23 protein-coding genes and 1 pseudogene are annotated in these 26420 nt (G+C 50.2%); 10 read left to right on the forward strand and 14 right to left on the reverse strand.

The features are described from left to right. Positions 1 to 52 precede the first annotated feature (52 nt). From BLS14_RS22445 to BLS14_RS22460, 4 genes are all read left to right on the forward strand, one after another. Positions 53 to 952, forward strand: coding sequence for a glucose 1-dehydrogenase (locus tag BLS14_RS22445; protein ID WP_063568255.1), 900 nt, complete (start codon positions 53 to 55; stop codon positions 950 to 952). Positions 953 to 1155: 203 nt separating this feature from the next. Next, positions 1156 to 2766 carry a gamma-glutamyltransferase family protein gene (locus tag BLS14_RS22450; protein WP_090954022.1) on the forward strand — a complete coding sequence of 537 codons (1611 nt, stop codon included), beginning with the start codon at positions 1156 to 1158 and terminating at the stop codon, positions 2764 to 2766. 423 nt (positions 2767 to 3189) lie between these two features. Next, complete coding sequence (locus BLS14_RS22455; protein ID WP_256336636.1) at positions 3190 to 4197, forward strand: BMP family lipoprotein; 1008 nt, start codon at positions 3190 to 3192, stop codon at positions 4195 to 4197. A 27-nt stretch (positions 4198 to 4224) separates the two neighbouring features. After that, the gene (locus BLS14_RS22460; RefSeq protein WP_063568252.1) at positions 4225 to 5877 is read left to right on the forward strand and encodes a methyl-accepting chemotaxis protein; all 1653 of its coding nucleotides are present in this window, start codon (positions 4225 to 4227) and stop codon (positions 5875 to 5877) included. A gap of 476 nt (positions 5878 to 6353) precedes the next feature. On the opposite strand, the gene BLS14_RS22465 is transcribed toward BLS14_RS22460, so the two are convergent. From BLS14_RS22465 to BLS14_RS22475, 3 genes are all read right to left on the reverse strand, one after another. Further along, positions 6354 to 8021, reverse strand: a complete 1668-nt coding sequence (locus BLS14_RS22465) for an NAD(P)H-hydrate dehydratase (RefSeq protein WP_090954024.1) — start codon at positions 8019 to 8021, stop codon at positions 6354 to 6356. Positions 8022 to 8086: 65 nt separating this feature from the next. Then, entirely contained in the window at positions 8087 to 8719 is a 633-nt protein-coding gene (locus BLS14_RS22470; protein WP_090954026.1) for an NAD(P)-dependent oxidoreductase, read from the reverse strand. 265 nt (positions 8720 to 8984) lie between these two features. Continuing rightward, entirely contained in the window at positions 8985 to 9398 is a 414-nt protein-coding gene (locus tag BLS14_RS22475; RefSeq protein ID WP_090954028.1) for a GNAT family N-acetyltransferase, read from the reverse strand. A gap of 217 nt (positions 9399 to 9615) precedes the next feature. Between BLS14_RS22475 and BLS14_RS22480 the strand changes: the two genes are divergently transcribed. Next, positions 9616 to 10536, forward strand: a complete 921-nt coding sequence (locus BLS14_RS22480; RefSeq protein WP_090954030.1) for a hypothetical protein — start codon at positions 9616 to 9618, stop codon at positions 10534 to 10536. 146 nt (positions 10537 to 10682) lie between these two features. Here the strand turns inward: BLS14_RS22480 and BLS14_RS22485 are convergent, their stop codons facing one another. The 6 genes from BLS14_RS22485 to BLS14_RS22510 form a co-directional block, all read right to left on the reverse strand. Next, positions 10683 to 10922 (reverse strand): YezD family protein, encoded by a 240-nt coding sequence (locus tag BLS14_RS22485; RefSeq protein ID WP_062322628.1) that lies wholly within the window; start codon positions 10920 to 10922, stop codon positions 10683 to 10685. Positions 10923 to 11148: 226 nt separating this feature from the next. Then, positions 11149 to 12024 carry a sulfate ABC transporter permease subunit CysW gene (gene cysW / locus BLS14_RS22490; protein WP_090954032.1) on the reverse strand — a complete coding sequence of 292 codons (876 nt, stop codon included), beginning with the start codon at positions 12022 to 12024 and terminating at the stop codon, positions 11149 to 11151. A 40-nt stretch (positions 12025 to 12064) separates the two neighbouring features. Then, positions 12065 to 12901 (reverse strand): sulfate ABC transporter permease subunit CysT, encoded by an 837-nt coding sequence (cysT, locus tag BLS14_RS22495; RefSeq protein WP_063566191.1) that lies wholly within the window; start codon positions 12899 to 12901, stop codon positions 12065 to 12067. Positions 12902 to 12983: 82 nt separating this feature from the next. Continuing rightward, on the reverse strand, positions 12984 to 14063 hold the full coding sequence (locus tag BLS14_RS22500) for a sulfate ABC transporter substrate-binding protein (protein ID WP_090954034.1): 1080 nt from the start codon (positions 14061 to 14063) through the stop codon (positions 12984 to 12986). 482 nt (positions 14064 to 14545) lie between these two features. Continuing rightward, positions 14546 to 16420, reverse strand: a complete 1875-nt coding sequence (locus BLS14_RS22505) for a rhamnogalacturonan lyase (RefSeq protein ID WP_090954036.1) — start codon at positions 16418 to 16420, stop codon at positions 14546 to 14548. A 247-nt stretch (positions 16421 to 16667) separates the two neighbouring features. Beyond that, a complete protein-coding gene (locus BLS14_RS22510) occupies positions 16668 to 17723 on the reverse strand; it encodes a lactonase family protein (RefSeq protein ID WP_063566193.1) in 1056 nt (351 codons plus the stop codon). 325 nt (positions 17724 to 18048) lie between these two features. Between BLS14_RS22510 and BLS14_RS22515 the strand changes: the two genes are divergently transcribed. Then, positions 18049 to 18732: an S-layer homology domain-containing protein gene (locus BLS14_RS22515; RefSeq protein ID WP_090954038.1), complete on the forward strand. Its 684-nt coding sequence runs from the start codon at positions 18049 to 18051 to the stop codon at positions 18730 to 18732. Positions 18733 to 18847: 115 nt separating this feature from the next. Here BLS14_RS22515 and BLS14_RS22520 read toward each other — a convergent pair whose 3' ends face one another. Continuing rightward, positions 18848 to 19474 (reverse strand): nitroreductase family protein, encoded by a 627-nt coding sequence (locus BLS14_RS22520; protein ID WP_063566195.1) that lies wholly within the window; start codon positions 19472 to 19474, stop codon positions 18848 to 18850. Between the two features lie 249 nt (positions 19475 to 19723). Next, positions 19724 to 20188 carry an Rrf2 family transcriptional regulator gene (locus BLS14_RS22525; protein ID WP_063566196.1) on the reverse strand — a complete coding sequence of 155 codons (465 nt, stop codon included), beginning with the start codon at positions 20186 to 20188 and terminating at the stop codon, positions 19724 to 19726. 435 nt (positions 20189 to 20623) lie between these two features. Between BLS14_RS22525 and BLS14_RS22530 the strand changes: the two genes are divergently transcribed. From BLS14_RS22530 to BLS14_RS22535, 3 genes and pseudogenes are all read left to right on the forward strand, one after another. After that, positions 20624 to 21349, forward strand: coding sequence for an MBL fold metallo-hydrolase (locus tag BLS14_RS22530; RefSeq protein WP_176854719.1), 726 nt, complete (start codon positions 20624 to 20626; stop codon positions 21347 to 21349). Beyond that, positions 21346 to 21474 (forward strand): annotated as a pseudogene (locus BLS14_RS33275) (TetR family transcriptional regulator); the annotation flags it as partial. The gene BLS14_RS22530 and the pseudogene BLS14_RS33275, both read left to right, overlap by 4 nt. 51 nt (positions 21475 to 21525) lie before the next feature. Next, the gene (locus BLS14_RS22535; RefSeq protein WP_240321495.1) at positions 21526 to 21915 is read left to right on the forward strand and encodes a TetR-like C-terminal domain-containing protein; all 390 of its coding nucleotides are present in this window, start codon (positions 21526 to 21528) and stop codon (positions 21913 to 21915) included. 97 nt (positions 21916 to 22012) lie between these two features. Here the strand turns inward: BLS14_RS22535 and BLS14_RS22540 are convergent, their stop codons facing one another. Beyond that, positions 22013 to 23143, reverse strand: a complete 1131-nt coding sequence (locus BLS14_RS22540) for a hypothetical protein (protein ID WP_090954039.1) — start codon at positions 23141 to 23143, stop codon at positions 22013 to 22015. A gap of 461 nt (positions 23144 to 23604) precedes the next feature. On the opposite strand from BLS14_RS22540, the gene BLS14_RS22550 reads away from it, so the two are divergent. Continuing rightward, positions 23605 to 24090, forward strand: a complete 486-nt coding sequence (locus BLS14_RS22550; RefSeq protein ID WP_176854693.1) for a CcdC family protein — start codon at positions 23605 to 23607, stop codon at positions 24088 to 24090. A gap of 102 nt (positions 24091 to 24192) precedes the next feature. Here the strand turns inward: BLS14_RS22550 and BLS14_RS22555 are convergent, their stop codons facing one another. Together BLS14_RS22555 and map are read right to left on the reverse strand one after the other, a co-directional pair. Continuing rightward, positions 24193 to 25206, reverse strand: a complete 1014-nt coding sequence (locus BLS14_RS22555; RefSeq protein ID WP_063566200.1) for an NADP-dependent oxidoreductase — start codon at positions 25204 to 25206, stop codon at positions 24193 to 24195. A gap of 173 nt (positions 25207 to 25379) precedes the next feature. Then, positions 25380 to 26126, reverse strand: coding sequence for a type I methionyl aminopeptidase (gene map / locus BLS14_RS22560; RefSeq protein WP_063566201.1), 747 nt, complete (start codon positions 26124 to 26126; stop codon positions 25380 to 25382). Between the last annotated feature and the right edge of the window lie 294 nt (positions 26127 to 26420).

The raw sequence follows: 26420 nt of genomic DNA on the forward strand, positions 1-26420 counted from the left end.
CGAATGCATAGTTTAGGCGTATGAACGAACGTGCGAGGAGGATGTAAACCGAATGAATCCTGTCTATCCTTTTTACGGTGAGAAAACGGTGTGCAAGCCACAAAAGCTGGCTTTCCCACCCCAGCATCAGGACCAGCAGCCAGGTCTGGAAACTCTGATGGTGCCTGAACCGATCAGCGAAGATCCTGCTTATATTGGCAGCTGCAAGCTAGAAGGCAAGGTTGCGATTATTACCGGTGGTGACAGTGGAATCGGCAGAGCGGCAGCTATTGCTTTTGCCAAGGAAGGTGCAGATATCACCATCGCTTATCTATATGAACGGACCGACGCCGAAAGGACACGTGAACGCATTGAAGAGCTGGGACAACGGTGTCTATTAATCGAGATTGATCTGCGGTTAAAGAAAAACTGTGAGGCTGTCATCCGAACGACCATGGAAACCTTCGGAAAGATCGACGTCCTGGTCAACAATCATGGCGTGCAGTACGTACAGCCAAGCATTGTCGATATTACGGAAGAACAGCTGTACCATACGTTCCAGACGAATGTGTTTGCCTACTTTTTTCTGATTCAGGCGGCTCTCCCACATCTGTGCAAAGGAGCATCCATCATCAATACGGCTTCCATTACGGCCTATAAAGGTGAAGTGCAACTGATCGATTACTCTTCCAGCAAAGGGGCTGTGGTCTCTCTGACACGGGTACTCGCCAAATCGCTCGCATCCGAAGGAATCCGGGTGAATTGCGTGGCTCCTGGACCCATATGGACACCACTCATTCCATCCAGCTTCTCCGCTGAAGACGTGCAGGTATTTGGAACCGAGACGCCGATGGGCCGGGCAGGCCAACCTTATGAACTAGCAGCTGCCTACGTCTATCTCGCTTCCCGCGACTCCTCCTATGTCACTGGTGAGTGCATTCATGTCAATGGCGGCGATATGGTAACGACCTAGTCATCTGGAGAACACCTCATATCTTGGAAAAAATATACTGGTACTGATATGAATGCAACTGTATTCTCCCTATTCACGCGTTATGTCAGGTTGGATTTCGCGTTGGCAGCAGGAGATCAGGTTACCTGTTCCGAAGAGGGTTAGAAGTAATTGATCCGGCGAGCCGGAACCTGACATCTTGCGACAAGGAGCTGAACAACCTGATGAACTACGATCCACTCTACCAACCGTATCCGTCTTATCGTGTGCCCGTTTATGCCAAACAAGGCATAGTCGCCACTTCACAGCCTTTGGCCGCACAAGCCGGTCTGGATGTGTTAAAAAAGGGCGGCAACGCCATCGATGCCGCTATCGCCACCGCTGCTGCACTCACCGTGCTGGAGCCAACGTCCAATGGCATTGGGGGCGATGCCTTTGCCCTCGTCTGGACCGAGGGCAAATTGCATGGCCTGAATGCCAGTGGGCCTGCGCCTCAGAGTATATCGATTGAGGCGCTCAAAGCGGCAGGCCATTCGGAGATGCCTAAGCTGGGGGTCATCCCGGTGACGGTGCCTGGCGCACCGGCGGGTTGGGCTGAGCTGAGCCGCCGATTCGGACGGCTTACGCTGGCGGAAGCGCTGGAACCGGCTGTCCGCTACGCGGAAGAAGGTTACCCGCTTGCGCCGGGGCTGGCCCGCCATTGGGCACGGGCAGCCGATATCTACGCACGCCAAGGCGATGCGGAAGCCGGGCGTGCGTGGTTTGAGACGTTTGCCCCAGGCGGGCATGTTCCAGCCGTGGGCGAGATGTGGCGTTCGCCGGATCATGCGGCAACACTGCGCCGGATTGGTGAGACCGGTGCGCGAGACTTCTATGAAGGCGAACTTGCGGAGCGTATTCATTCTTTTATGGCAGAACACGGAGGTTACCTGACCAAAGAAGATCTGGCTGCATTCCAACCTGAGTGGGTTGATCCGATCTCGGTCTCCTATCGCGGATATGACGTATGGGAGATCCCACCGAACGGTCAGGGGCTGATTGCTCTGGCAGCACTCAATCTGTTAAAGGGATTTGATTTTGAAGAAAAGGAATCCGTTCTGGCATACCACAGGCAGTTGGAAGCCATGAAGCTTGCGTTTGCCGATGGGGAAAAATACATTACCGAGGAACGCAAGATGGGCGTATCGGTGCAGGAATTATTATCCGAAGCGTATGCAGACGAACGGCGCAAGCTCATTGGTGATGTGGCACTTCCGCCTGAAGCGGGCGACCCAAGGGCAAGTGGAACGGTGTATCTTGCAACGGCAGATGGTGAGGGCAACATGGTTTCCTTCATTCAGAGCAATTATATGGGCTTCGGCTCCGGGCTGGTTGTGCCAGGCACAGGCATTGCCCTGCAAAACCGGGGGCATAATTTCTCGCTTGATCCCGATCACGCCAACGCATTGGAGCCAGGCAAACGGACATTTCATACAATCATTCCGGGCTTCCTCACACGTGGTGATGAAGCAGTCGGACCATTCGGGGTCATGGGCGGTTTCATGCAGCCCCAGGGTCATGTGCAGGTCGTCATGAATACGGTGGACTTCCACCTCAATCCACAGGCTGCGCTCGATTCTCCGCGCTGGCAGTGGACCAAAGGCAAAACGATTCTGGTTGAGCCTGGATTCCCTCAACATATTGCACAGGCACTTGCCCGCAAAGGGCATGATATACAGGTCGCCCTCGATCCGTCGATGTTTGGACGCGGCCAGATCATCTGGCGCAACCCGGACAACGGCGTATTGTGCGGCGGCACGGAAAGCCGGGCAGATGGCTCGGTAGCAGCGTGGTAATACGTTGCAAGTGCAGCTGAATGAGAGTGGGAACGTAATGCTCAGGAATATTGCATATGCTGCGGGAACCGGGAAAACCGTTCATATATATGAATTTTTTGATTCATGATATGTAGTCATTCATCATTCGTTTGGTTTCAAGGAAAGGGTAAAGAAGAGATCTAATCGGTCTCTTCTTTACCCTTTTTTTGTCTTTCTTTTTCCCGTTGACCAGCAAGACGTAGTACAGGTTCAGTATAGAATTCATGCCTCTTCAGATGTAAATTCTATGTATAATTTATGGGTTTCATTGGAATTCCATTGAGTTTTCGTAAATTTTCATCCTTACCCATTATAGAGACTCTGCTCTCGTCCGATATACATATAGAGGAATTGCTCACCTCACACGTCATCTCCATCTTATAGAAAAGAGGGCATACGCACATGAAAACACAATGGAAAATCAAATTCGGGTTCACCATGATGATGGTTCTGGTTGTTCTGGTGCTGGGAGCATGTTCGGCAACCGATAAGGCGTCCCCCGCAGATCAGCGAACCAAAGTCGGAATCGTTCTTACGGATGTCGGCTTGGGTGATCATTCTTTCAGTGACGCATCTTTTGAGGGATTGGTACAGGCAAGAAACGAGAACAGTATTGTTTTTGATTACAAGGAACCGGGAAAGGATTTGACATCCGAGGCGGCCTTTGAGCAATTTGCGAAGGATAAGGTTGATCTGATTATTGGTCTAAGCGACACGATAAAAACCGATCTGGAGAAGGTTGCTCAGAAGTATCCCGATCAGCACTTTCTCATCATTGACGGGCATTCCGATCTCCCCAATGTGACCTCCATGTCCTTCAAAGCAGAAGAAGGCAGCTATCTTGCAGGTATCATTGCTGGCTTTGCAACAACCGAAGACCATGTAGGCTTCTTGGGTGGAATGGATATTCCGGTGCTTCACGATTTCCAGCAAGGTTTTGAGCAAGGTGTAAAGGCGGCTAATCCGGATGCCACAGTCCATGTCGTGTACGCCGGGGATTTCGGCAATCCTGATCTTGGAGGAAAGCTCGCGGCGCAGATGATTCAGGAACAGCGTGTTGATGTCATTTACGTTGCTGCCGGACTTACCGGCATAGGCTCAATTTCAGAGATTCAGAGATTGGGTAAATACGCCATTGGCGTGGACCAGGATCAGTTCTTTTTAGCAGAAAAAGCAGTACTCACTTCCATGCTCAAAAATGTAGATGTCTCTCTTCATAACGCCATTAATACGTTCATTCAGAACCAACATTCATTTCCCGAAAAAGAAATGTTCTATGGTCTGGCAGAAAACGGCGTAGGTTTAACCGCCCTACATAACATCACACTCACGGACGAACAACAGCAAACGTTCGAAGATTTGAAAGCACAGATCGCTTCCGGCAAAACCAAAATTACCCTAGATCAATAAACCAATTGCTAATATGGAGGCACGCTTATGAAATTGCAGGGAAAGCTGATAATGAATGCCGTAGTATCGTTACTGTTATGCCTTTTGCTTGTAGCCTATATCATTATTCAATTGCTGAGCATGAATGCCAAAAATCAAAATCTGGTGCCTGCCATGCTGAAGGTCACGGAGCTGAACGCTAACCAGATACAGACCGAGCAGGCGCTCGATGTGTACTCGTTCTCCATGACAGCTGGCAATCAGGATAATGTTGCACGCTTGCTGAATGAAGGTAAAACCATGGTAAAGCAGCTCACAGAAGGCTTGCTGGAAACGGATGAACAGCTTCGCCTGATACAATCGATCCAAACCAAATTAACAGCTCTGGACACGGGCGCCACCGAAGCCATCACAGCCATGAACAGTTCGGACGCCAAACGTTTCAGCTCACGGGTCAAAGGCATACAAAATGATATCTATATGCTGGATGAGGTGACCCGGGATCGATATGACCAATACACAGTAGATCTTGAACAAGACATTCAGCGGACCTGGCAGATTGCCCTCGCCGGAGCCATCATCCTGCTTGTCGCTGTGCTGGTGTTCAACATGTACACTTCACGAAAATTGGCGAGACGCATACGCAGCTTGAAGGAAGCAGCAGGACAAATTGCGAACGGTGATCTGACGCAGCAGCTTCCGGAGACACGAGGCAAAGATGAATTGGATGACTTAAACCGCTCCTTCCGCCTTATGACGGGGAATATTCGCAGTATCATTCAATCTATCGGTGCGGCAGGAAACCGTGTTGATGGGATGGCGCAGGACATTGATCGCGGTAATGATACCGTGCAGGCCATTGTTCAGCAAGTATCCAGAACAACCGAAGAGCTATCGATTGGCAGTCAGAAAATTGCTGAGGATCTAAGTGACACGGTCATGGTCGTGGACAAGATGCAGCATATGTTTGAAAGCAATCTTCAGGCGACTTCACAATCGGCCATCTATGGTAACGAAGTTTTGACTTCCGTGCAGGAGGGACACATTGCCGTACAGGAACAGCTTCGACTGGCTGAAGTAAACCGGATTGCCATGTCCGAGGTAGAAAAGACTGTCCAGGAATTGGAGGAGAGTGCCTCCCGGATCGCAACCATGACTGCTTATGTATCAAGCATCGCTACGCAGACAACCCTTCTGTCTCTGAACGCCTCCATCGAAGCGGCACGTGCAGGTGAAGCCGGACGCGGCTTTGCTGTCGTCGCGGGGGAAGTGAAGAAACTGGCCGAGCAATCCGAGCAATCGGTACAGCATATCTTTGGGGCTGTCGGCGAAATCACAACGGCTATGGGCAAAGTGAAAAACTCTGTGACACAGAGCATTCAGCTCTTTGCAGAACAGGAGCAGGCCACCGGAAAAACCGGCGAATCCTTCTCCGGAATTCGTCACAGTGTAGAGCGAATTAGCACAAGTATTAATCAGCTTACGGAAGACATGCAGCAGTCCAGTGAGCTTAGCGCACAGGTTCAGCAGGCGATTGAAAATATAAGTGCCATTACGGAACAATCGGCCGCAAGCAGTGAGGAAATTACAGCTTCAACGGCCGAGCAACAACGTTCGTTCGCCGAAGCAAGCACTAAGGTGAAAACCCTGCGGGATATCAGTGCAGAGATGCATCAGGAGCTTTTACGGTTCCGGTTGTAGTTGAACCATGATAAAAGAATGAAGAGAAGCGTCTGTACCGAAGGTTGAAAGGAACTTCCTTTCTCGGGTCGAAGCGCTAATCAATTCTAACGAATCGACCACACCTTAATTAGAGGATTTGGGTCGAATGCACAGATTAACGAACTTCAGTCACGTTATTCTCGTTATAATGGTACAAACTTGGGCCAGAACCTGCCGATCAGTGAAATCACGTCGCTGGGATTCTAGCGCAGATTAATGGAAAATGCAGCTCATAGCGTGTTTGATTCGTTAAAAGTTAATACCACTAAAAAGGGATGTCCTCGTCATGTTTATGACTATGGACATCCCTTTCTTAATGTTATGAGTGGTTTATATCTTCGTCCTTTGTGCAAAGGCATGCAGCACACCTATCACCCGAGCTCAAAGCGGTGTAAATGCAGCTTATGAAGTAACGAATGTACGTACCAAGAGTCGGCACCAATCATGCCCCTGTTTTATAGTGCATCAACGATATCCCCGGCGAGCAGGGATGCCGGATCACCGCGCAGCAGCGCAGCTCTCTCCCCTGCCTGGCCGTGTAGAAACACGCCAAAGGCTGCAGCCTGCTCCGCGCTGAGCCCTTGGGCGAGCAGACCGGCGATAATGCCGGTCAACACGTCTCCTGCACCGCCGGTTGCCATGCCTGCGTGCCCCGTGGTGTTGATATACGCCTCGCCGGATGGCGTTGCGATGACCGTTCGTGCTCCCTTGAGCACCAGGGTCACGCCCTGCTCGCGGGCGTACCGTACAGCGTGTCCAATTCGGTCACGCTGTACTTCGGGGGTCGACATGCCCAGCAGTCGGCCCATCTCCCCAGGGTGCGGCGTCAGGATGGTCGCCGCACTTCGTTTGCCCCAGTCGCGAGGCCCTGTTGGGCCAGCGTCTGCCAGCATGTTGAGGGCGTCCGCGTCGATGACGAGCGGGCGATCCGAATGTTGCCACAGACGGCGCAGCCAGTCTGTGTCGCCCTTGAAGCGGCCGAGACCCGGGCCGATCGCGAGCACGTCGCGGCTTTCGGCGAGACGCAGCACGGCGTCCGCGGAAACCGCGTTCCACTCGCCGCTGTCGCCATCTGCGGCGGCAGCGAGCATGAGCTCGGGCACGGTGCCGATGACATGCGGCAGCAGTGCCGCGGGCAGCGCCCATGTGGCGAGCCCGCAGCCAGCGCGCAGCGCGGCTTTGGCCGAGAGCAGGCCTGCGCCGCTCATCGGCAGACTGCCTGCGGCCAGCAGCACGTGGCCGTAAGTGCCCTTGTGGCCGTCCGGTGCCCGGAGTCGGCCCGTGTCCACGCGCAGCGCACTGCGCAGTACCTCTTCCGTCAGCAGACGGACCGAGGGGCCATGCTCCGGCGCAAGCCGCGCGGGAATGCCGATGGAGCGCACCACGATGCGCCCTGCGGCAGATGCACCCGGGTACTGCACCAGCCCGCGCTTAAGTAGCGCGAGACATACGGTCACCCGGGCCTGAATGCAGGGCTCATGAACCTCCCCGGTGTCGGCATTGAGCCCACTTGGCACATCGGCAGACACGACCGGCTTGCCGCTGTCGTTCGCCGCCGCAATTAGCGCCGCGTATGCTCCGCGCGGCGCCCCTCTCGAGCCGGTGCCCAGCAGCGCATCCACGATGCCTGTGCACCGGCTGAAGTCCACGGCTTCGCGCCCGTGGACCAGAGCAGGGATGCCGAGCTGCGCAGCGGCATCCCGCTGCACTGCGGCTTCGCCCCGCAACGCATCAGGCGCATCGGCGTAAACCAAAGTCACGCCGAGCCCCGCTTCAACCAAATGGCGCGCCGCAACCAGCCCGTCGCCGCCATTATTACCCTTGCCGATCAGCATGTACCACTGCTGATCACCGGGTTGCTCCATCACGAGCGCCGGATCGGCGATGATGTCGCCACCATGAGCAGGCCGATCCCCGGGCCCGGTGTGCGCCCGCTTCCCGTTTTTGTTCCAGCAACCATACTGCTTCGAACGGTGGTCAACATCGTCTTCCCGGCACAGCCGGATAACTTCCTCAGCGATGGCTCTGCCTGCGTTCTCCATCAGACTGACAGCAGGAATACCAAGCTTCTGAATCGTATGCTCATCCACAGCTCTCATCTGTTCAGCAGTTACGATAAACAACGTTCATCCCTCCCCGGTGGCCTCTTCGGAAATTTACAGAAAGATTGCTAGCTTACCTAAAACTTTTAATAACCTACTGTAAACCGGGATTGAATAAATTGCGGATCATCCAGCTCATCCACCAAAGCCGCTGCAAAATCGCCAACGGAAATCGAACTCTCACCAAGATCATCTGTGATTACACGATTCATGCCAACCCGGAACAGGCCTGTCCGTCTTCCTGTTGTGATCGTAGCCGCAGGACTCATGTAGGTCCAGTTAATATCCGATGCTTCAATCAGGTTATACGCATCAACATGAGCCTTCGCCAGTGGTTTGACTTCCTCAGGGAATCCTGGTGTGTCCATCAGCATTTCTCCAGAATCGGTAAGCAAGCTTCCTGCTCCACCCACGACAATCAAACGTCCTGCTTTTCCACGACGAACACCCTCAATTAGTGAACGTGTAACTTCCAACATCTCTTCCTCCGCACCAAACTTCGGTCCATAGGCACTCACAACGGCTTCCTGTCCTGCTGTAAAATCGGCAACCTGGTCCGGGTTTAGCAAATCCCCCTGTACCACACGCAAACGCTCATGCTCCATCTCAATCTTCGAAGGATCACGAACAATCGCCGTTACCTCATGTCCGCGGTCCATTAACTCCCATAGTATCGTCTTCCCAATCGCTCCGGTTGCTCCAAAAATGGCAACTTTCATATCAAATCCCTCTTTTCAGTAGATATCATCTTGTCAACTTACCGTTATTTTAATACTTAATCCCATTGTTATATACCTTAAACGGCTCACGCCATCTTAAACCGTCTATGCCCACTTGTAAACCATCGCGAAAAAATCTCTTCCACCTCTTACTCCACACAAAAAAAGCCGCATATGCGGCTCAGCATCAATTACTTCATATTAGTTTGAGGTCATGCATACTTCCCTCATTTCAATTTTCAATAAACTGCGCTTTATTTCCGCTCTATTCCCCTTGTCTCCACCACATACCTTCCGATTTCGGACTGGTGTAGGTGAAGCCGAATTGAGCGTACAGACGATCGGCAGGAACGTCAGCCAATAGGCTAACCAAGCCACGAGCAGGCACATGTTCGCGCAAATAATTCATGATCTCGCTCATGATCAATTTGCCATATCCTCTTCCCTGCTGGTCCGGGCGTACGGCGATATCCACCACCTGAAAGAAGCAACCACCGTCCCCGATGACCCGGCCCATGCCTACGATTTCATTTTCTTCACGCAGACATACGGCAAAAAGACTATTGGGTAGGCCGATCTCCGCTCCCTCCTTGCTCATCGCACTAAGACCTGCGCTTTTCCGTAACGCAAGGTATTCTGCTGTTGAGGGCGGTGTGTGTTCAATGTGGATCTGGTCCATAGATCATGCTCCCTTCCTATTAAATCTATAATTATGTGTAGAATTAAAAAATTCATGGAAATTACATCTTCTTTGCTTGGGTGCCCTGGTCCTTCCTATGACAGTAAATTCCTACTGTTCCTGCTTGAATTCACGCAATTCCTGTGTAATAGTGAGAGAAAGCTTATGTGAACCGTGTTTCATGCTACACTACAGTTTTTGCAAAGGAGGAACCATTGTGCTTCAACGCTGGATGCTTGCTCTATTCTCATATCCGGTCTTCGTGGCGGTAATACTCGGAATGATCGCTGTGCTGCTTGGACTCTACGTATGGTCAGCCACTGAGGTCAGACGAAGCCGGGACAGGCGAATGCACGCGATACGAGATACATTATACATAAGTACAACCCTATTGGGACAACTCACAGCCAAAGAACAACGGAATGTTGCTATAACGGAACATGAGCATCATGAATTATTAACGGCCATGCTGTCCTGCAGAGCCGCAGTGCATCTGTCTCCACAGCTTCAGGATCAAATTCGCAGCTGTATCATCGATGTTGATCCCGCTCGACTGGCATTGATGCACAGGGCTCTGGAACGAGAGAGTGCAGCATTGTCCGATGAATTGAATCGATCCGTACATCCTGACCAGTGGGGAAGAGCGATCTGGAATGTCATTCGTCCAGCTGCCGAGCCCACCGCTGTAGTAGCTGTACTGTACCTAATCGCTGATTTTGTGTTTCGTCAACAAGGTCTGTTGTATCCTTTCTGGCATTCATGGTTCAATGCTTTGCCATGGATACGCTTCGTTTCCTTGATCATCACGGTGTTCTATGGTTATCTGCTCTGGTCCAGCCCAAGACAGGGTTCATCGGGCACAGTAACCAAAGCACTTGTTACTCTAATTGCCATGTGCTCGCTGCTTCATCTGATCGGACTTGCTGCTGCTCCCTACGCATTGGGATTGCAACTCATCCTGTTCATCTCTGGCTTCAGCCTGACAGGAACGCCTTCTCGCAGTGATCGCCCGTACGCGGGACACACCGATTCGGATAAGGAATTGAATAGCAGTACAGAAGCACATGAGGATGAGAACCTGGATATGGAGCTAAACCTCTATAAACCACGCACATCTGGAGCCATTTCTGAAAAGTGAACCACTCTGTTAACTTGGTTTGCCTGCATCATCAGACTCAGTTCATTCAAAACCAAAAAAGAGAAGCCCGGAAAATCGCGGCTTCTCTTTTTTGGGTTCTACTATTTTTTGCATTATGCCTAATTCGATCCTGAATTACATGATGCCTATCCCTTCGCGCTTGCATTCGATGAGCGCAATGAACGGGGTGAGCTGCTTCGTGCAGTGCTGCCGGATTTGGAGGCGCTGCCGGAGGGCGTATTTTCAAAACGCTTGCGTTCGGTCCGCTCCATTTGCACAATCTGGCCTTCGTGTACAACGATGTGTAACGAGCCAAACTCCATGTCATTCAGTTGTCCGGCAATGCGATCCATCCATACCTCATCCACTTTTAACGGCTTAGCCATAGAGCCGCCTCCTCTTCTCGGGCTACTGCCCGCTATATTCCTCAAGTGCGCTGTCATCCAACCCGACTTATAATCCATTCTTATCCAACCTATATACTTGGTTTATACATTAGCAGGGCTTCCAGTAGCTGTCAATCCGAATTTTCATGAAGTTTAAACAAAATCCATTTTCATTCGGAACCCTCTTCAAAACCAAGATGATCGGCATAGATATAGGAGTGTTACATCACTTTTCGGGAATCGTTTTATGACCCAACCAGCTCTTGAGCAGCAACGTTGCCAGAGCCAAAATCAGCAACAAGGAGGCGACGGCAAACGAAGCAGAGAATTGATATTCGTTATACAGGATCTCGACATGCAGCGGCAAGGTGTTGGTCTCCCCACGAATATGTCCCGATACAACAGACACGGCCCCAAACTCGCCCATTGCCCGCGCATTACACAGAATAATGCCATATAACAGTCCCCACTTGATGTTGGGAAGTGTCACGTTCCAGAATATCTGCCACCCGGAGGCGCCAAGCGTAACCGCCGCTTCTTCTTCCCTCGTGCCTTGATCCTCCATCAGCGGAATCAGTTCTCTGGCAACAAAGGGAAATGTAATGAACAATGTTGCGATGACAATGCCGGGCAGGGCAAAAATAATTTTGATATCATGCTCGGCCAGCCACGGTCCAAACCATCCATTTGAACCAAAGATGAGGACAAAGATCAACCCGCCTACGACAGGCGAGATCGAAAAAGGAAGATCAATCAGGGTGATCATGAGTCCTTTGCCCCTGAACTGGAACTTGGTAATGACCCACGCAGCCGCCACACCGAATATCGTATTGAGCGGTACGGTAATCCCGGCAACCAGCAGCGTAAGTTTCAATGCTGACATCGCGTCCGGCTCGGTAAGCGCGGCGATGTAGACACCCCAGCCTTGCTTTAACGCTTCCATCAGCACGATCACCAGCGGCAAGATGAGCAGCCAGAGCAGCACCAGACTTGCCAATCCGATCAACAACCATTTGACCCATGGTGCTTCCGTGGTTGCACGGTTTGGCCCCGGCCCGGTTCGCACACGGGAAGCAGGCGTCAATGGAACGGTACCCGCCATATTCTGTACCTCCTTTTGGTTTAGGTTGGCTCACTGCTCACTAAGCTCTGCCTGCCTTGCGGCTCCAGCGTTGAAGTGAATTAATGATCAGCAATAGGACAAAAGAGACCAGCAGCAGCAGCAAGGCTACCGCCGTAGCTCCCGCATAATCGAACTGCTCCAGCTTCGCCATGATCAGCAGGGGCGCAATTTCCGTTTTCATCGGCATATTGCCTGAGATAAACACCACTGAACCATATTCGCCAATACCTCGGGCAAAGGCTAACGCAAAACCGGTCAGCAGCGGCGGGATCAGATCCGGAAGCAGAATCTTACGAAATATCCGCCATCTTCCCGCTCCCAGCGTAGCCGCAGCTTCCTCCACCTCAGTCTCCAGTTCCTGCAAAACCGGCTGCACCGTACGCACTACAAACGGAATCCCGATAAACATCAGCGCGAGAGTAATGCCCGCCTGTGAATAGGCCAGCTTGATGCCCAAAGGTTCCACAAACTGCCCAATCCAGCCATTCCCGGCATACAGCGCCGTTAAGGCAACCCCCGCCACTGCTGTTGGCAAGGCAAAAGGCAGATCAATGACGGCATCAAACAGCCGTTTTCCCGGGAACTCATACCGGACAAGTACCCAAGCCAGGAGCAGCCCGAGAACCAGATCGATCAGGGCCGCTGCACCTGCAGTCAGAAAACTCACCTGGAAAGAAGCCAGTACCCGGGGATTGGTCGCCACCTCAATCAGTGTGGACCAGGTCAGCCCCGTGGAGTTAAACAAGAGCGCTGCGAGTGGAATAAGTACAACCAGGCTCAGGTAAAGCACACTGTAACCCATCGTTAATCCGAATCCCGGCAGTGTGCGACTCCGGGCCACCATCACCTTGCTCATGCACGTTCATCCTCTCTGCCTTCAGTCGGTCGGACTGGTTGGCCGCTTACATGGTCACGCAACATCATCGATGGCAGATGCATCAGCTGCCCGGCACATAGATCTGGTCAAAGATACCGCCGTCATTAAAGTGCTTGGCCTGGGTATCGCGCCATGTACCAAATACATCGTCCAATGTGAACAGCTCAAGCTGCGGGAACTGATCCTTGAACTTTTCCTTCACGCTGTCCAGGGTTGGACGGTAATAGTTCTCGGCAGCAATGGTCTGCCCCTCTTCGCTGTACAAATATTTCAGATAGGCGTCCGCCACTTCGCGGCTGCCCTTTTTGTCTGCATTTTTATCTACAATCGCTACAGGTGGTTCAGCCAAAATACTGACCGAAGGCACCACAATATCGAATTTGTCCGGACCCAGCTCTTTAACTGACAAGAAAGCCTCATTCTCCCATGCAAGCAGTACATCACCAATACCGCGCTCTACAAACGTAGTCGTCGCTCCACGTGCTCCAGAGTCAAGGACAGGTGCATGTTTGAACAGCTCTGCAACAAATGCTTTGGCCTTCTCTTCATCATTGTTGTTATGTTTGAGCGCATATCCCCATGCCGCCAGATAGTTCCAACGTGCCCCGCCGGACGTTTTTGGATTCGGGGTAATGACTTGGGTATCTCCCTTGATGAGATCATCCCAGTCCTTGATGCCTTTTGGATTGCCTTTGCGTACCAAAAACACGATCGTTGACGTATACGGGGAGCTGTTGTGCTCGTATTTGTCCTGCCACCCCGCATTGATCAGACCTTTATCTTCAATAGCATCGATATCGTATCCCAATGCCAGAGTAACCACATCCGCGTCCAGCCCATCGATAACAGAACGACTTTGTTTACCTGACCCACCATGAGACTGCTTAACCGTTACTTCCTGACCTTTCTCTTTCAGCCAATACGCCGCAAACGCCTTGTTATATTGCTCATAGAGTTCACGTGTCGGATCATAGGATACATTCAGCAGCTCGATCGCTTTTGCCCCTTCTTTGCCGCCTTCCGTTCCCCCCGATGTGCCTGTCGCATTCGTGCCACCGCTATCCGATCCGCATGCCGCCAATACCCCTGTTAACACCAATGCCAGACCAACCAGAATACCCTTATGAATTCTCTTTTTCATAGATAACACTCCCCCCGAATGGATCTGCAAGATTACCCCAGGCAGGCTGAACAGCATGGAACGCACCGAAAAAAAACAAAAAACGGAGGAACCCCCGCGCACTTCTCCCTCATAAAGTCATGCCGACCCAAAGGCCGTGTATGCTTCATCCAGAAATGATGCGCTGCGGTGTTCCTCCGTCTATACGGTGAGAACGTTATTCTGTTCACGTTTACGATCTCTCATGTGACTGTAAATGACTGCTCCCGCAAATAGAGCAAGGTCATTTTTATTATTCCTACCTGTTTAGTGAGTTATATACGTATCATAAGGGCAGTACATATGACTGTCAAACGTTTTTTTCCGATTTCTACCGAATATCTGTGTAAATGGCAGAAAAAGAAGAACAACGAATCAAAGTCCGTTGTTCCCTTATCAGCGGTAAGTTTAATTCGCTGTAACATCATCTCTGGGGTTGGCATGAGTTCCATGCCCTTTCGCTCTTATTTGCCAGCGTACCGGATATTCGGTACGGGAGGTGTGCTCATGCTATCTCCCAAATAAAAGCCCGTGTGTGGCGGTTGGTTATAGGCTACATTTTGCCAAGCTACGCCAAGACGGTATACCGGATCATGCATCAGGGTGTAGATCCGTTTGTCCGTAACGGCTGTTGTCGTGTAGATGCGCAGTGCAGAGCTATCATTGGTCCGCCATACCACTTCTTCTCTCCAGTCGCCAAACAGGTCAGCCTGCAGATTCGGTGTGGATTTCGTTCCATTATTGGAAGAAACACCGGATGCGGTCAACAGATTAACCGTTTTGCTATTGGCGTAGTCCCATTTATCAATTCGGTTGCTGTCCAGCAACTCGCGGAGCAGGTCACCGTCCCACCAGATGCCAAAATTCGTGGAGGAAGGCAGGGTTGTCCCAATTTTCTGCCCTTTGGCTGTATACAAACCACCATCAGCCCACACTTCGGCACCCTTATAACGTGGATCAATATCGGCTGCCATGCCGCGTCCAATATCTTTTGTCGTAGGTATGCCCCAGATCAACTGACCTGTACGCGCATCACGGAATTCCACTCCGGCATTGGACGCTGTTTCATGCACCTGGAATACTTCAAGTCCCGCACGATCGGGGTCCAGATCACTTAGATGCATCGCATCCCCATGATGAAGCCCTGTCGTGTAAAGTCCTTTGCCGTTATCATCCACCGCCATCGCTCCGTAAACGATTTCGTCTTTGCCATCGCCATCTACGTCCGCCACACTCAGATTATGATTACCTTGCCCAGCATAACCTGAATTACCTGACGTGTTGGAGTCAAACGTCCACTGCTTTGCTAGTTGTCCATCCCGCCAGTTGTACGCCACCAGCACGGTTCGGGTGTAGTATCCACGCGCCATGACCAGACTTGGCCGCTCCCCATCCAAATACGCAATCGCAGCAAGGAACCGATCGACCCGGTTGCCATAGTTGTCTCCCCAATCGGACACATTACCGCGCGCCGGTTCGTAGTTCACCGTGGAAAGTGCTTTGCCGGTCTGTCCATTGAAGATCGTAAGGAACTCCGGTCCGGACAGAACGTATCCGCTGGAGTTACGATAATCCTTGCTGGCATCCCCGATGACTACTCCCGTACCATCCTTCGTACCATCAGCCGTTTTCATCGCCACTTCGGCCTTGCCATCTCCGTCCAGATCGTACACCATGAACTGGGTGTAATGGGCACCCGCACGGATATTTTTACCCAGACTGATACGCCATAAGCGTGTTCCATTCAATTTGTAGGCATCGATAAATACTTCACCCGTGTAGCCGCTTTGGGAATTATCCTTGGAGTTGGACGGGTCCCACTTTACAATCAGTTCATACTCGCCGTCCCCGTCCACATCGCCTGCACTCGCATCATTGGCACTGTACGTGTAGGCTACACCATCCGGTGTTGTGCCTCCTGCGGGTACACTGAGAGGTACAGACAAATAATTATTGCCCCATACGCTCGCTGCCGTCGAAGCAGCCTGTTCGGTTCCACTGACTACGGCTCGAACCGTATATTTGGAACTGTTTGTCCCGCTTGTATCCTGGAGGTTGGTGCTGTTCGTTATGGGCGATGCGTTTACCTTGGTTCCATCCCGATAGACATTAAACGATACATTCGACCCTTCCGTACCCAGAAGCCGCCAGCTAACGAACACACCTGTGCCTGTCTTCACTGCAACTACACCTCGGTCCAGAAACTCCATCTGACGGGCACCCGCAGCATGAGTGACCGACGTGTCTCCAAGACCCAGCGAAGTAACCAGTAGCGCAGAACTCAGCAGTGACACACCTGCGGTCCGCAATGTACGCTTCCATAACGATCGTTTTCCCATAAAGCCATTGCCTCCCCAATCGAATTGGTAAGCCCGATGCCCTTGGTAGCGCCATCTCGCATACATGTAAGCGCTTTAATATATTTATTTTAAATTAAACATATAATTCCATCTATAGGTCTAACTTAGTAATTTCATGTATGAAAAAAAGGAAAAAAGCCGAAAGATGAATCTTTCGACTTGGATGCTTCTTTCTCACACGCTCGATCGGAATCTGAACGTAACAAGAATGTTGTTTCATCCCACCTTATACTACCGGAGCAATACACACTGGGCGGGGTATCTCCAGCTTGAATCCGTTGTGTGTTAGGCGTCCATCTTCACCATTGATCTGAAAAGCAACCAGGTTGTTGCTGTCCTGATTGGCCACCAGCAGAATACCACCGGGAAGTAGGTTGAAGTTACGCGGAGTCTGACCGATAGTGGAAGTCCACTCTATAGCCTCCAGCTCACCGGATTCCTGGTCAATGTGATACAGCACAATGCTGTCGTCCCCACGATTGGAAGCATACAGGAAACGGCCACATGGGGACACACGGATATCCGCTCCCGTACCTTCACCAGAATGTCCTTCAGGCAGTGTGGTGATATGCTGCAACGTAGTGAACTCACCTCTGCGTTGATCATACATGAATGCCGTAACGGTGTTACTCAATTCATTAATCACATAGGCCCATTTCGAGCTTGGGTGGAAGACGAGATGTCTCGGTCCAGAGCCTGGAGGCTGATTCATCTCACGATGCGTTACCAGGCGACCTTCTTCCTGACGATACACAATAATCTGATCCAGACCCAGATCACAGACAACGGCATACTGACCTGAGGGGTCTGGTTGGATCGAGTGGGCGTGCGGCCCTTCCTGACGGTCATCATTTTGTCCTCTTCCGGTATGCTCAATCAACGCACTCATCTCTTCCAGCGTGCCTTGATCTCCTACCGGAAATACGTTCACACTGCCGCTGCTGTAGTTTGAAGTCAGCACCCACTCGCCATCCTCCGTGACAGATACATAACAAGGCGATGCGCCCTTCGTCAATTTGCGATCCATCAAGTGCAGCTCACCCGTTGCGGCATCCCTGCGATAGACCAGCACCTCTCCCTCATCTGTCTCACTTACCACGTACAGACCATTCCCATCCGGAGATAAAGCCAGATAGGATGGATTATCCACCCCATCCATATGATTTACAATCCGCAACTCGCCTGTTTCCTTGTTTAACGCACATAGAAAAATCCCCGGCTGTTCTGCTGATGCATAAGTACCTGTATAGAAAAAAGCTTCATTCGTTGCTGTCGGTTCCATCGTCTCATTCTCTCCTTATTGATTCAAATGATTAACCTTACACTCTAATTACATGCAATTATAAGAAGTTGTAACCCGAATAGTTGATTCCACTGTTATGTACTTACCCAAATCACAGACCTTTGCTTCAGTGGTTATCTTTCCTCACCATAATACAAAGCATAAGGCCTTACAATAGTCCATTCACTTTGCACATATTCCAACAGAATTTCTTGTAGAAAAACAATGGAAAATTACAGCAACCTTTTGAGGAATAGGGTCGTCTATAGGGACAAATAACTTTTATACAAAGGGATACTCCCTGGAAAAGTGAGGCGAATCTGATATGAAAAAAAATATATTGGCTACATTAACAGCCGGAGCTTTACTTACCCTTTCTCTGAGCGCTGGTCCGATTCACGCCGCTCAAGCGGAATTCACTGATATTCAAGGTATTGTAGGGGCAGACAAGATTGAATCCCTACATCAGGATGGTTTAATCAAAGGCGTGAGTGATAGCTTGTTCAAACCGGAACAGGAACTAAACACAGCTCAGGGTATCCAGCTCATTACAGATGGCCTCCATCTGAATTTGGACACGATTCGTTTTATCAAACAACCCCTGCCAAGTGACTACTTCTCCAACGTAAAAGATGGCGTATGGTACAGTGATGCTTTTGTCCGTGCCCAATTCAATGGCATTAAGATGTCCAACGATATCGATCCTTCCAAGGCGTTGACCCGTGAACAGTATACCCTTTTCTTGATGCAGGGCATTGAAGCCAAAGGCGGCCTGCCGATGATTAACATCAAACCTGTAGACATCACGGATGAAAAAGAGCTGACTCCAGAATTTCAAGGTGCTGTTCAACGTTCCCTTGTCTTGAAGATTAATACACTCGATGCAGAAGGCAACTTCAATCCGAAGGAAACGATTACCCGCGCCGAAGCTGCGGTTATGATGTATAACGCAATTGAGTATCTGGAAGATTTCAATGCACCGAAAATCCCGGAAACACCAGAGAAATAATGCCCTTCTTCATCATTTAAATACCAAATAGCCGCATGTTCCCTCTAAAGGGGACATGCGGCTATTTACGTTATATATATTACTCTCTATAGCGATAACTGATCCAAAATCAGTCTTAGAAAGAACCTTTAACAACAACTTCGGACAGCGGGAAACGACCTGCCGGACGAGCTGGTACTGCAGCTTTACCTACAGTGATCAACAACGTTGGTAAATAACGCGCAGGGATGTTGAATGTTTCGATCAATTGTTGCGGGTTGTAACCACCCATTGGGCAAGTATCATATCCCAGGGAACGTGCAGCAAGCATAATGTTCTGTGAAGCAAAAGATGCATTGCGGATTGCTTCGTCACGGGCGATTTGCGGATTTTGGTAAGCACCGTTGATCTGTCCAACCAATGCGTCACGAACTTCAGCCGGGATCGCACCTGCTTCAACAGCCTGATCATAAATCACGGCGTTGCGGTTTGCTTCCAAATCTCCGAGTACAGCGATCGTAACGGAGCTGTCTGTGATTTGACTTTGGCCGTAAGCGATTGGCAGCAACTTGGCTTTGTCTGCTTCGGATTCGATCACGAGGAATTTCCAGTGTTGCAGGTTCCATGAAGACGGTGCTTCGGAAGCGGCAGTCAGGATAGCGTTCAGATCTGCTTCAGGCATAACAAAACCACTTTCGTACTTTTTGACAGCGTGACGTTCGTTAATCACGCGAAGTGTTTCATTGTTTTCAATGCTGGACATGCGTTCCACTCCCCAAATTCTTTTTTTATTTTTTTACGTTCGCAAGGTCAAACTCTACCGAGTACTCACCTTCCGAAAATAACATCAGCGCAGACGATCGCTTCCATCTGTGTTCACGTTATGCCCGGAATCGCCTGAAACATCAACGGATCTTACAACCGGAGCAAACGCCCTTATATAGCTTGTCCACCATGCCTGATAGCAGCAGTCCAAGGCCAGGTCATGAAGAGCTGTTAACGATCAGTTCTGTCACGACCTATCCTTCATGGCCAAGGGTTCCATAGACAAAGAACATTCTTCCCCATTACCGATACGATGCTTCACATCCTCAATGGATATACGGTCAAAATAAGCGCTTAATGCTTCTTCGCCTCCATCGTAGATACTTCCCATCACATCCTGCATATTGGAAGAAACAACGCACGTTGAACCGGATTCTCCCGAACACCAGCTGGGACCAAGTGATCCACCTGCTACCAGTCTGTACAGTTCTCCAAGCTTGATTTCTTCACTCGGACGGCTGAGCAGATATCCACCGTGGGCACCTTCCTTGGTGGTCAGGTATCCATGCTTCCGCAGCACACTAAGCACCTTGCGTACTCTGGCTGGATGCGTACCAACACTTTGAGACAAGTCTTCACTATTGGCCATACACTCATCCTTCATGGACAGAAAGACCAGACAGTGCACAGCAATGGTAAATTCACTGTTCATTACTTACTCCCTTCCCGGCATATCGTTCACCGCTGAAAATTCAATCCAAGGTAAGTATAACTGTTATTATAGGAATAACAGTTATGTTTGTCAACATTATCAACTTAGGGGTTAGAAAACCTGATTCCCCCTGTCATACCAGTATATACAGGCCCTTCATAGGCTTAGTAAAAAGGTTGAGTTCCTCCGGGTTTTGAGGGAACAGAACAAAAAAAGTGAGCCTATCGCTTCGCGAAAGGCTCCAATAAGATAGACATATGAAAGGGCTTACGAGATTATTATAATCGGTTATTCCTATTTTGAAAACGCTTTTTTTGTAAAGTGTTTTGGGATTTTAAAATATGCTATTTTTTAAGCAAATCTACATAGGGTATTGCAAAAACTAATGACATTAGTTATATTACTAATAACATTAGTTTTAAGGAGGATTCAATGATGCGAATTACACGTGAGCATGATGTTGTCCAAGTTTCATTCCTTCCACGCCTCTTCCCTGTGAACGTATATCTTGTTGAAGAAAAAGAGGGGTTTACCCTTATTGATGCCGGAATGCCATTCAGTCTCAAGGGGATTTTGGCTACTGCACAATCCTTGGGCAAACCGATTATCAGAATTATTCTGACTCACGCCCATGGTGACCATGTTGGTGCACTGGATGGTCTTAAGGAGGCACTGCCTGAAGCCGAGGTCTGCATCTCAAGAAGAGATGCCCCACTGCTTGGCGGAGACGCCTCCCTGCTTCCCGGCGAGCCACAGACTCCGGTACGCGGCAGTGTACCCAAAGCGATCCGCACCCGGCCGGATCGCTTGCTCGATGACGGCGACCGGATCGGATCCCTGGTCGCCATTGCTACCCCAGGCCATACGCCGGGCCATATGGCCTTCATGGATACGCGCAGCCGCGTGCTCATCGCTGGCGACGCGTATCAGCTGCACGGCGGCCTCGCCGTATCCGGCCGCCTGCGCCCGCTCTTTCCGTTCCCCGCGCTGGCGACGTGGAACCGTGAACTTGCTCTTGCCAGCGCCAAGCGCCTGGCTGAGCTGGAGCCGTCCGTGCTCGCTGTAGGGCACGGACGAATGCTGCGTCAGCCCGCCGCGGCCATGCGCGCAGCTACAGCAGACGCAGAGCAGCGGCTGCGCCCTGCCGGGGGGCAACTTTGAGCCCCCGCCAAGGGCTGGATCGCGGCGCTCTATTAAGCGCCGCCACCCAGCTTGCCGACAGTGACGGATTCCATTCGCTAACACTGGCCGCTCTGGCCCAGCGGCTGGATGTGCGCTCCCCGTCGCTTTACAACCACATCAACGGTCTTCCCGGGCTTCGCCAGGAAATGGCGTTGATGTCCGCACAGCAGCTCAGGCTTGCATTAACTGAGGCTTCTGTCGGCCGTTCGGGTGACGAAGCCATTCAGGAGGTCGCTGCTGCATATATCGGCTTCGTCCGCAAGCATCCAGGGCTGTACGAAGCCTTTTTCCATGCCCCGGACCGTCAGGAACCGCAGCTCGTTGTGGAGAGTACAGCTGCCCTAGATCTGCTGCTCCGCCTGTTGCAGCCCTATACGCTAAGTGAAGCGGAAACGCTCCATGCCGTTCGCGGTTTACGCAGTCTTTGCCACGGCTTCGCCTCCATGGGTGAGAAGGGTGGCTTCGGTATGAACTTTGACCCGGATGAGAGCCTGCAACTGTCCGTGGCCGCTTTCCTGAATGGGTTGCAACATCTTCATTCATAAAACCCGATATATCCTGATGCCAAATGGAGGAGGGCTGCAGATCATCTGCAGCCCTCCTTATGTATCCCACCGTTCCGCTACCAAAGGAACGGCTTTTCTATTGCCAGGGTGCTTGCCCTGTCTGGACTTCCTGCAAAATCTTCTTCATCACGGGTACGTAAACTTTCCAGTAAAACCGATCCGGAACACCCTTTTGATCCGGTGTGAGCTTCGTTTTTACCACATCCCATCCCTTGATACGGCGCCAGAACGAATAATGCTCCAGCTCTCCGAATGATCCTGCCATATAATACGTCCGATTATAGCCCTCATACCGGATAAGAGCAGCGAATTCCGCCGGAATACCTGCGTCCATCAGTTTCAGCTGACCACTCTCCGTTAGATCCGTCTTATACCAGGCCAGTACAGTAGTCTGTTGTTCAGGCACAATGATGTCAAACCATTCGCTGTAATAGATATCCCGGGTAATTCCACTCCATTTCCCACCTTCCTGTGTAAAGGAGAGCTTTATGTCACCGGTCTTTACATCACGGCCTTGCTTCAGTACAATCACACGTCCATCCTCATGAATCAGTACAATACCTGCTCCATGATAGGGCCACTCTTTTTTCTCCCTAAGCTCATAGTTCATTCGTACCTTCTGTGGCACTTCATCCAAGCTCTGCAGATCCGATACCGATCTCCCCTGCCATCCGCTGCTTTTCATGCCCAGAATCGGATACAATTGCTCTCTTGTCATGTTCGAAACAGCATTCGACAAGGCGCTAAACTCAGCGACAATCGTTACGCCTTTGGTTGCAGCTTCACGAATTTTGTGCGCATCATATATCGTAAGACCTTCATAAGCTTTGCCTTGTATACGTTCATTCGTATCTGTAGATGAAATATGATGATTCGCCGTCAGATAGATCAGGTCCGTGTCAGTCACCTCATCCGGCAATTTCCGTTCAAACCGGGAGATCCCGTTCTGTATATCATATCCGTAGTAGTCTTCTTCATACGTATAATGTTCCCCTGTCTGTTGGACAATCTTCTGCTGATTCAGAATCCAGACTAGTCCCTTATGCCCCACATAGGACAAGTCCGGTTTACTTTTGTCGACAATCATGATGTTAAGCAGTGTCGGTGCCTGTGATTGCCACAAAATCCAGGGGATAACCAGAACCACTGATACCACGGTCAGGCAAGCCAAAGTCCATACCGTGAGTGGCCTGTGATTTCTATTCATGAAGCGTATTCCTCCTTGCTCTGTTCCAAGGTATTCCTATGATCGGCATATTACTCCTTTCCGTTCTTACTGTCCTTCCTCCTGTAGCCCATCCACCCATAGATCGGATCGGGAATGTATATAATACGTCCACGCTCTTTCATCTGTTTCATATGTTTGTGCACTCGCATGACAAGCTCTATATGACCCACTTGGTTATCTGTCTTGTAATCACCGATTTTTATGACCCTAAATGTTCGTTCATTTCCTGAATTCCCCTTATTCGAATAAACCGCCTCACAGTGGGTACAATAATACAAATTTTTCAAATGAATCCTGCATATACAATCCGGGTAAATGATACACTAAGCATTCTATCGGCTTTCTTCGTTTGTGATATAATAGAAACAGAAAATTCCGGTAATTCGCATCATGTTCCGGATGTCCGGATAACATATTATTCCAGAAAGAGGGAGTTTTACGTGGCTCAAATCAGTCCGTCTTACCTTCAGATCGGTGCAACTCTGGGTATGCTCGTCATGGCCCTGCTTGCCATTTTTATTCGAATGAAAGCCAGCCACCGTCCGGTAACCATTCGCAAAATACTTATTCCCCCACTGGGAATGAGCACGGGTTTTCTCATGTTTGTTGTACCCCAGACACATGTCCCGCTTCTATGGGCACTTATCGCGCTGTTGGTGGGCTGGTTTATATTCTCGTACCCCCTCATTCGCAGTACTCGCTTTGAAAGAGTTAATGAAGAAATTTTCGCCACACGTTCACGAAGCTTCGCGTTCATTCTGCTTGGATTGCTGGCAATACGTCTAATCCTGCATGAAGTCATTCAGCGTTATGTGAGCATTCCTCAAACGGGTGGATTGTTCTTCCTTCTGGCCTTCGGTATGATCGTACGCTGGCGGGTATATATGTACAAGCACTATAAGGAAGTTGTTGCTGCGGAATCTTAGCATCATCGCAACTTCCTAACAACTAAAAAGACACGTTCTGTGCACTTCACCGTGCGGAACGTGTCTTTTCCTGTCCTGGTATATGTTCAAGGGATTCTATATCTATTCAGGGTCTGCAACCTTTACAAGCTGTTTGCCTAGGTTATCTCCAGAGAAGAGGCCCATAAATGCTTCCGGTGTCTGGTCAAAACCTTCCACAATGTTTTCTTCAAACTGTAAGTGGCCTTCCTTGATCCATTTTGCTAGTTTGGCACGGCCTTCCTTAAAGGACTTGGCATAATCACCCACCAGGAAACCTTTCATCAACGCTGTATTCGTTAATAGTAACGTCTGCGGGCGCATGCCGATATCCGGCTTCTCCAGATTATATGACGAAATCTGTCCACAGAGTGGAATACGTGCATTCCGATTAATATGGCTTAGTACCGCATCGGAGATTTCACCGCCAACATTGTCGAAATAAACGTCTACGCCAGCCGGGCAAGCCCGTTCAATGGCAGCAGACATATCCTCTTCGTGCTTATAGTTCAACACCACATCGAATCCCAGTTTTTCTTTCAGGTAAGCACATTTCTCGTCAGAACCTGCAATCCCGACTACACGCGCACCTACAATCTTGGCGATCTGGCCCGCAATCATACCTACCGCTCCGGCTGCTCCCGATACGACCACCGTTTCGCCGTCCTTCGGCTTACCGATATCTTCCATGCCAAAATAAGCGGTCAAACCGGTCATGCCCAGCGCACCCAGGTAAGCCGTAATTGGAGCTTCTTCTGTATCAATCAAGGAAATATCTCCCGTATTTACGGCTGCATACTGCTGCCAGCCCCACATGCCGGATACCAAATCCCCTTTGCGCAGATTGGGTTCCGAAGACTCCACCACCTGCCCAATCGTTCCGCCCTTGATCACTTCATTCAACGCATAGGGGGGAGCATAGGATTTTGTATCTTTCATGCGGCCCCGCATGTATGGATCTACAGACAAATATAGCGTACGTACCAGGACTTGTCCTGCTTCCGGTTCAGGAAGGGGTGCATCAATGAATTTAAAGTCTTCTCTGGATGGGGCACCTTCGGGACGAGACGCAAGTACGATCTGTTTATTTTCAGACACCAAAATGACCTCCTTCTTGCCAGTGGACAGGGTTAACTCTCTGTCAGCTGATATCATTCACCACCGGCTCTATGTGTATCGCCTCTAAATAGTTTAAACCGAAACAGGCGGATCACAAACGTGGGCCGCCTTGAAATATGCAAATATCATCACATTGGAGACATTGAGCGTAATTATTGAGCAGTCAGAATGACAGGACCATCTGCTGTAATGGCAATCGTATGCTCATATTGGGCAGACAGACTTCCATCCTGAGTACGTGCTGTCCAACCATCCGAGTCCAGCTTGCTACGGTACGTACCAATGTTCAGCATCGGCTCAATGGTAATAACCATGCCTTCCTTGAGACGTGGACCACGGTGTGGTGGGCCGTAGTGAGGCACCTGTGGTTCCTCATGCATTTTCTCGCCGATCCCATGACCGATAAATTCACGGACAACCGATAGACCTTCACCTTCTGCATACGTCTGAATCGCATTGGAGATATCACCGATCCGGTTGCCGATCACAGCCAGTTCAATCCCTTTGTAGAGAGATGTTTTGGTAACGTCCAACAAATGTTGTGCTTCTGGAGTCACCTGACCCACCGCATACGACCAAGCGGAATCGGCCAGCCAGCCGTTCAGATTCACGACCATATCAATCGTAACGATGTCTCCATCCTGCAGTACATATTTTCCCGGGAATCCATGACAGATCACATCATTAACCGACGCACATGTCGCATATTGGTACCCGTTGTATCCCTTTTGTTCCGGCGTAGCGCCATTTTTCTTCATAAAAGCTTCTGCAAACTGATCAATTTCCTGTGTCGTGATCCCTGGACGGATCATTCCAGCAATTTCTCTATGGCATGCGGCAAGAATTTCTCCAGCCTTCTTCATAAGTTCAATTTGTTCTTTGGTCTTCAACGTAATCATTACAACTACTCCTGTCCGTTAAAATCTCATCCTGTCTTCTATTGTAACGCGAAATGCTCAAAATAAAAAATTCCGTGTAATCCTCAACATTCTATTATAAGGCTAGCCCCTGTCCAATGAATATAATCCCCCTTAAAAAATCCGAAACCCACTCCAACAGAGCCCCGTATATGCTTAAAACGGTTGAAGACGAAAGGATGAACTTTCATGTTCAAAAAGATTATCGGCAAACTCCTCGATTCTAAATCTTCATCTCATCGTAGGCGTAACAGCTCATCGGATAGACGCTCATAT

The sequence above is a fragment of the Paenibacillus sp. OK060 genome (assembly GCF_900101205.1).
Classification (GTDB): Bacteria; Bacillota; Bacilli; order Paenibacillales; family Paenibacillaceae; genus Paenibacillus; species Paenibacillus marchantiae.

Excerpts from the sequence above, each read along its gene's own strand:
- BLS14_RS22445 (WP_063568255.1), top strand. The coding sequence starts at position 53 with ATGAATCCTGTCTATCCTTTTTACGGTGAGAAAACGGTGTGCAAGCCA.
- BLS14_RS22450 (WP_090954022.1), top strand. The coding sequence starts at position 1,156 with ATGAACTACGATCCACTCTACCAACCGTATCCGTCTTATCGTGTGCCC.
- BLS14_RS22455 (WP_256336636.1), top strand. The coding sequence starts at position 3,190 with ATGAAAACACAATGGAAAATCAAATTCGGGTTCACCATGATGATGGTT.
- BLS14_RS22460 (WP_063568252.1), top strand. The coding sequence starts at position 4,225 with ATGAAATTGCAGGGAAAGCTGATAATGAATGCCGTAGTATCGTTACTG.
- BLS14_RS22470 (WP_090954026.1), bottom strand. The coding sequence starts at position 8,719 with ATGAAAGTTGCCATTTTTGGAGCAACCGGAGCGATTGGGAAGACGATA.
- BLS14_RS22475 (WP_090954028.1), bottom strand. The coding sequence starts at position 9,398 with ATGGACCAGATCCACATTGAACACACACCGCCCTCAACAGCAGAATAC.
- BLS14_RS22485 (WP_062322628.1), bottom strand. The coding sequence starts at position 10,922 with ATGGCTAAGCCGTTAAAAGTGGATGAGGTATGGATGGATCGCATTGCC.
- cysW (WP_090954032.1), bottom strand. The coding sequence starts at position 12,024 with ATGGCGGGTACCGTTCCATTGACGCCTGCTTCCCGTGTGCGAACCGGG.
- cysT (WP_063566191.1), bottom strand. The coding sequence starts at position 12,901 with ATGAGCAAGGTGATGGTGGCCCGGAGTCGCACACTGCCGGGATTCGGA.
- BLS14_RS22500 (WP_090954034.1), bottom strand. The coding sequence starts at position 14,063 with ATGAAAAAGAGAATTCATAAGGGTATTCTGGTTGGTCTGGCATTGGTG.
- BLS14_RS22505 (WP_090954036.1), bottom strand. The coding sequence starts at position 16,420 with ATGGGAAAACGATCGTTATGGAAGCGTACATTGCGGACCGCAGGTGTG.
- BLS14_RS22510 (WP_063566193.1), bottom strand. The coding sequence starts at position 17,723 with ATGGAACCGACAGCAACGAATGAAGCTTTTTTCTATACAGGTACTTAT.
- BLS14_RS22515 (WP_090954038.1), top strand. The coding sequence starts at position 18,049 with ATGAAAAAAAATATATTGGCTACATTAACAGCCGGAGCTTTACTTACC.
- BLS14_RS22520 (WP_063566195.1), bottom strand. The coding sequence starts at position 19,474 with ATGTCCAGCATTGAAAACAATGAAACACTTCGCGTGATTAACGAACGT.
- BLS14_RS22525 (WP_063566196.1), bottom strand. The coding sequence starts at position 20,188 with ATGAACAGTGAATTTACCATTGCTGTGCACTGTCTGGTCTTTCTGTCC.
- BLS14_RS22530 (WP_176854719.1), top strand. The coding sequence starts at position 20,624 with ATGCGAATTACACGTGAGCATGATGTTGTCCAAGTTTCATTCCTTCCA.
- BLS14_RS22535 (WP_240321495.1), top strand. The coding sequence starts at position 21,526 with ATGTCCGCACAGCAGCTCAGGCTTGCATTAACTGAGGCTTCTGTCGGC.
- BLS14_RS22540 (WP_090954039.1), bottom strand. The coding sequence starts at position 23,143 with ATGAATAGAAATCACAGGCCACTCACGGTATGGACTTTGGCTTGCCTG.
- map (WP_063566201.1), bottom strand. The coding sequence starts at position 26,126 with ATGATTACGTTGAAGACCAAAGAACAAATTGAACTTATGAAGAAGGCT.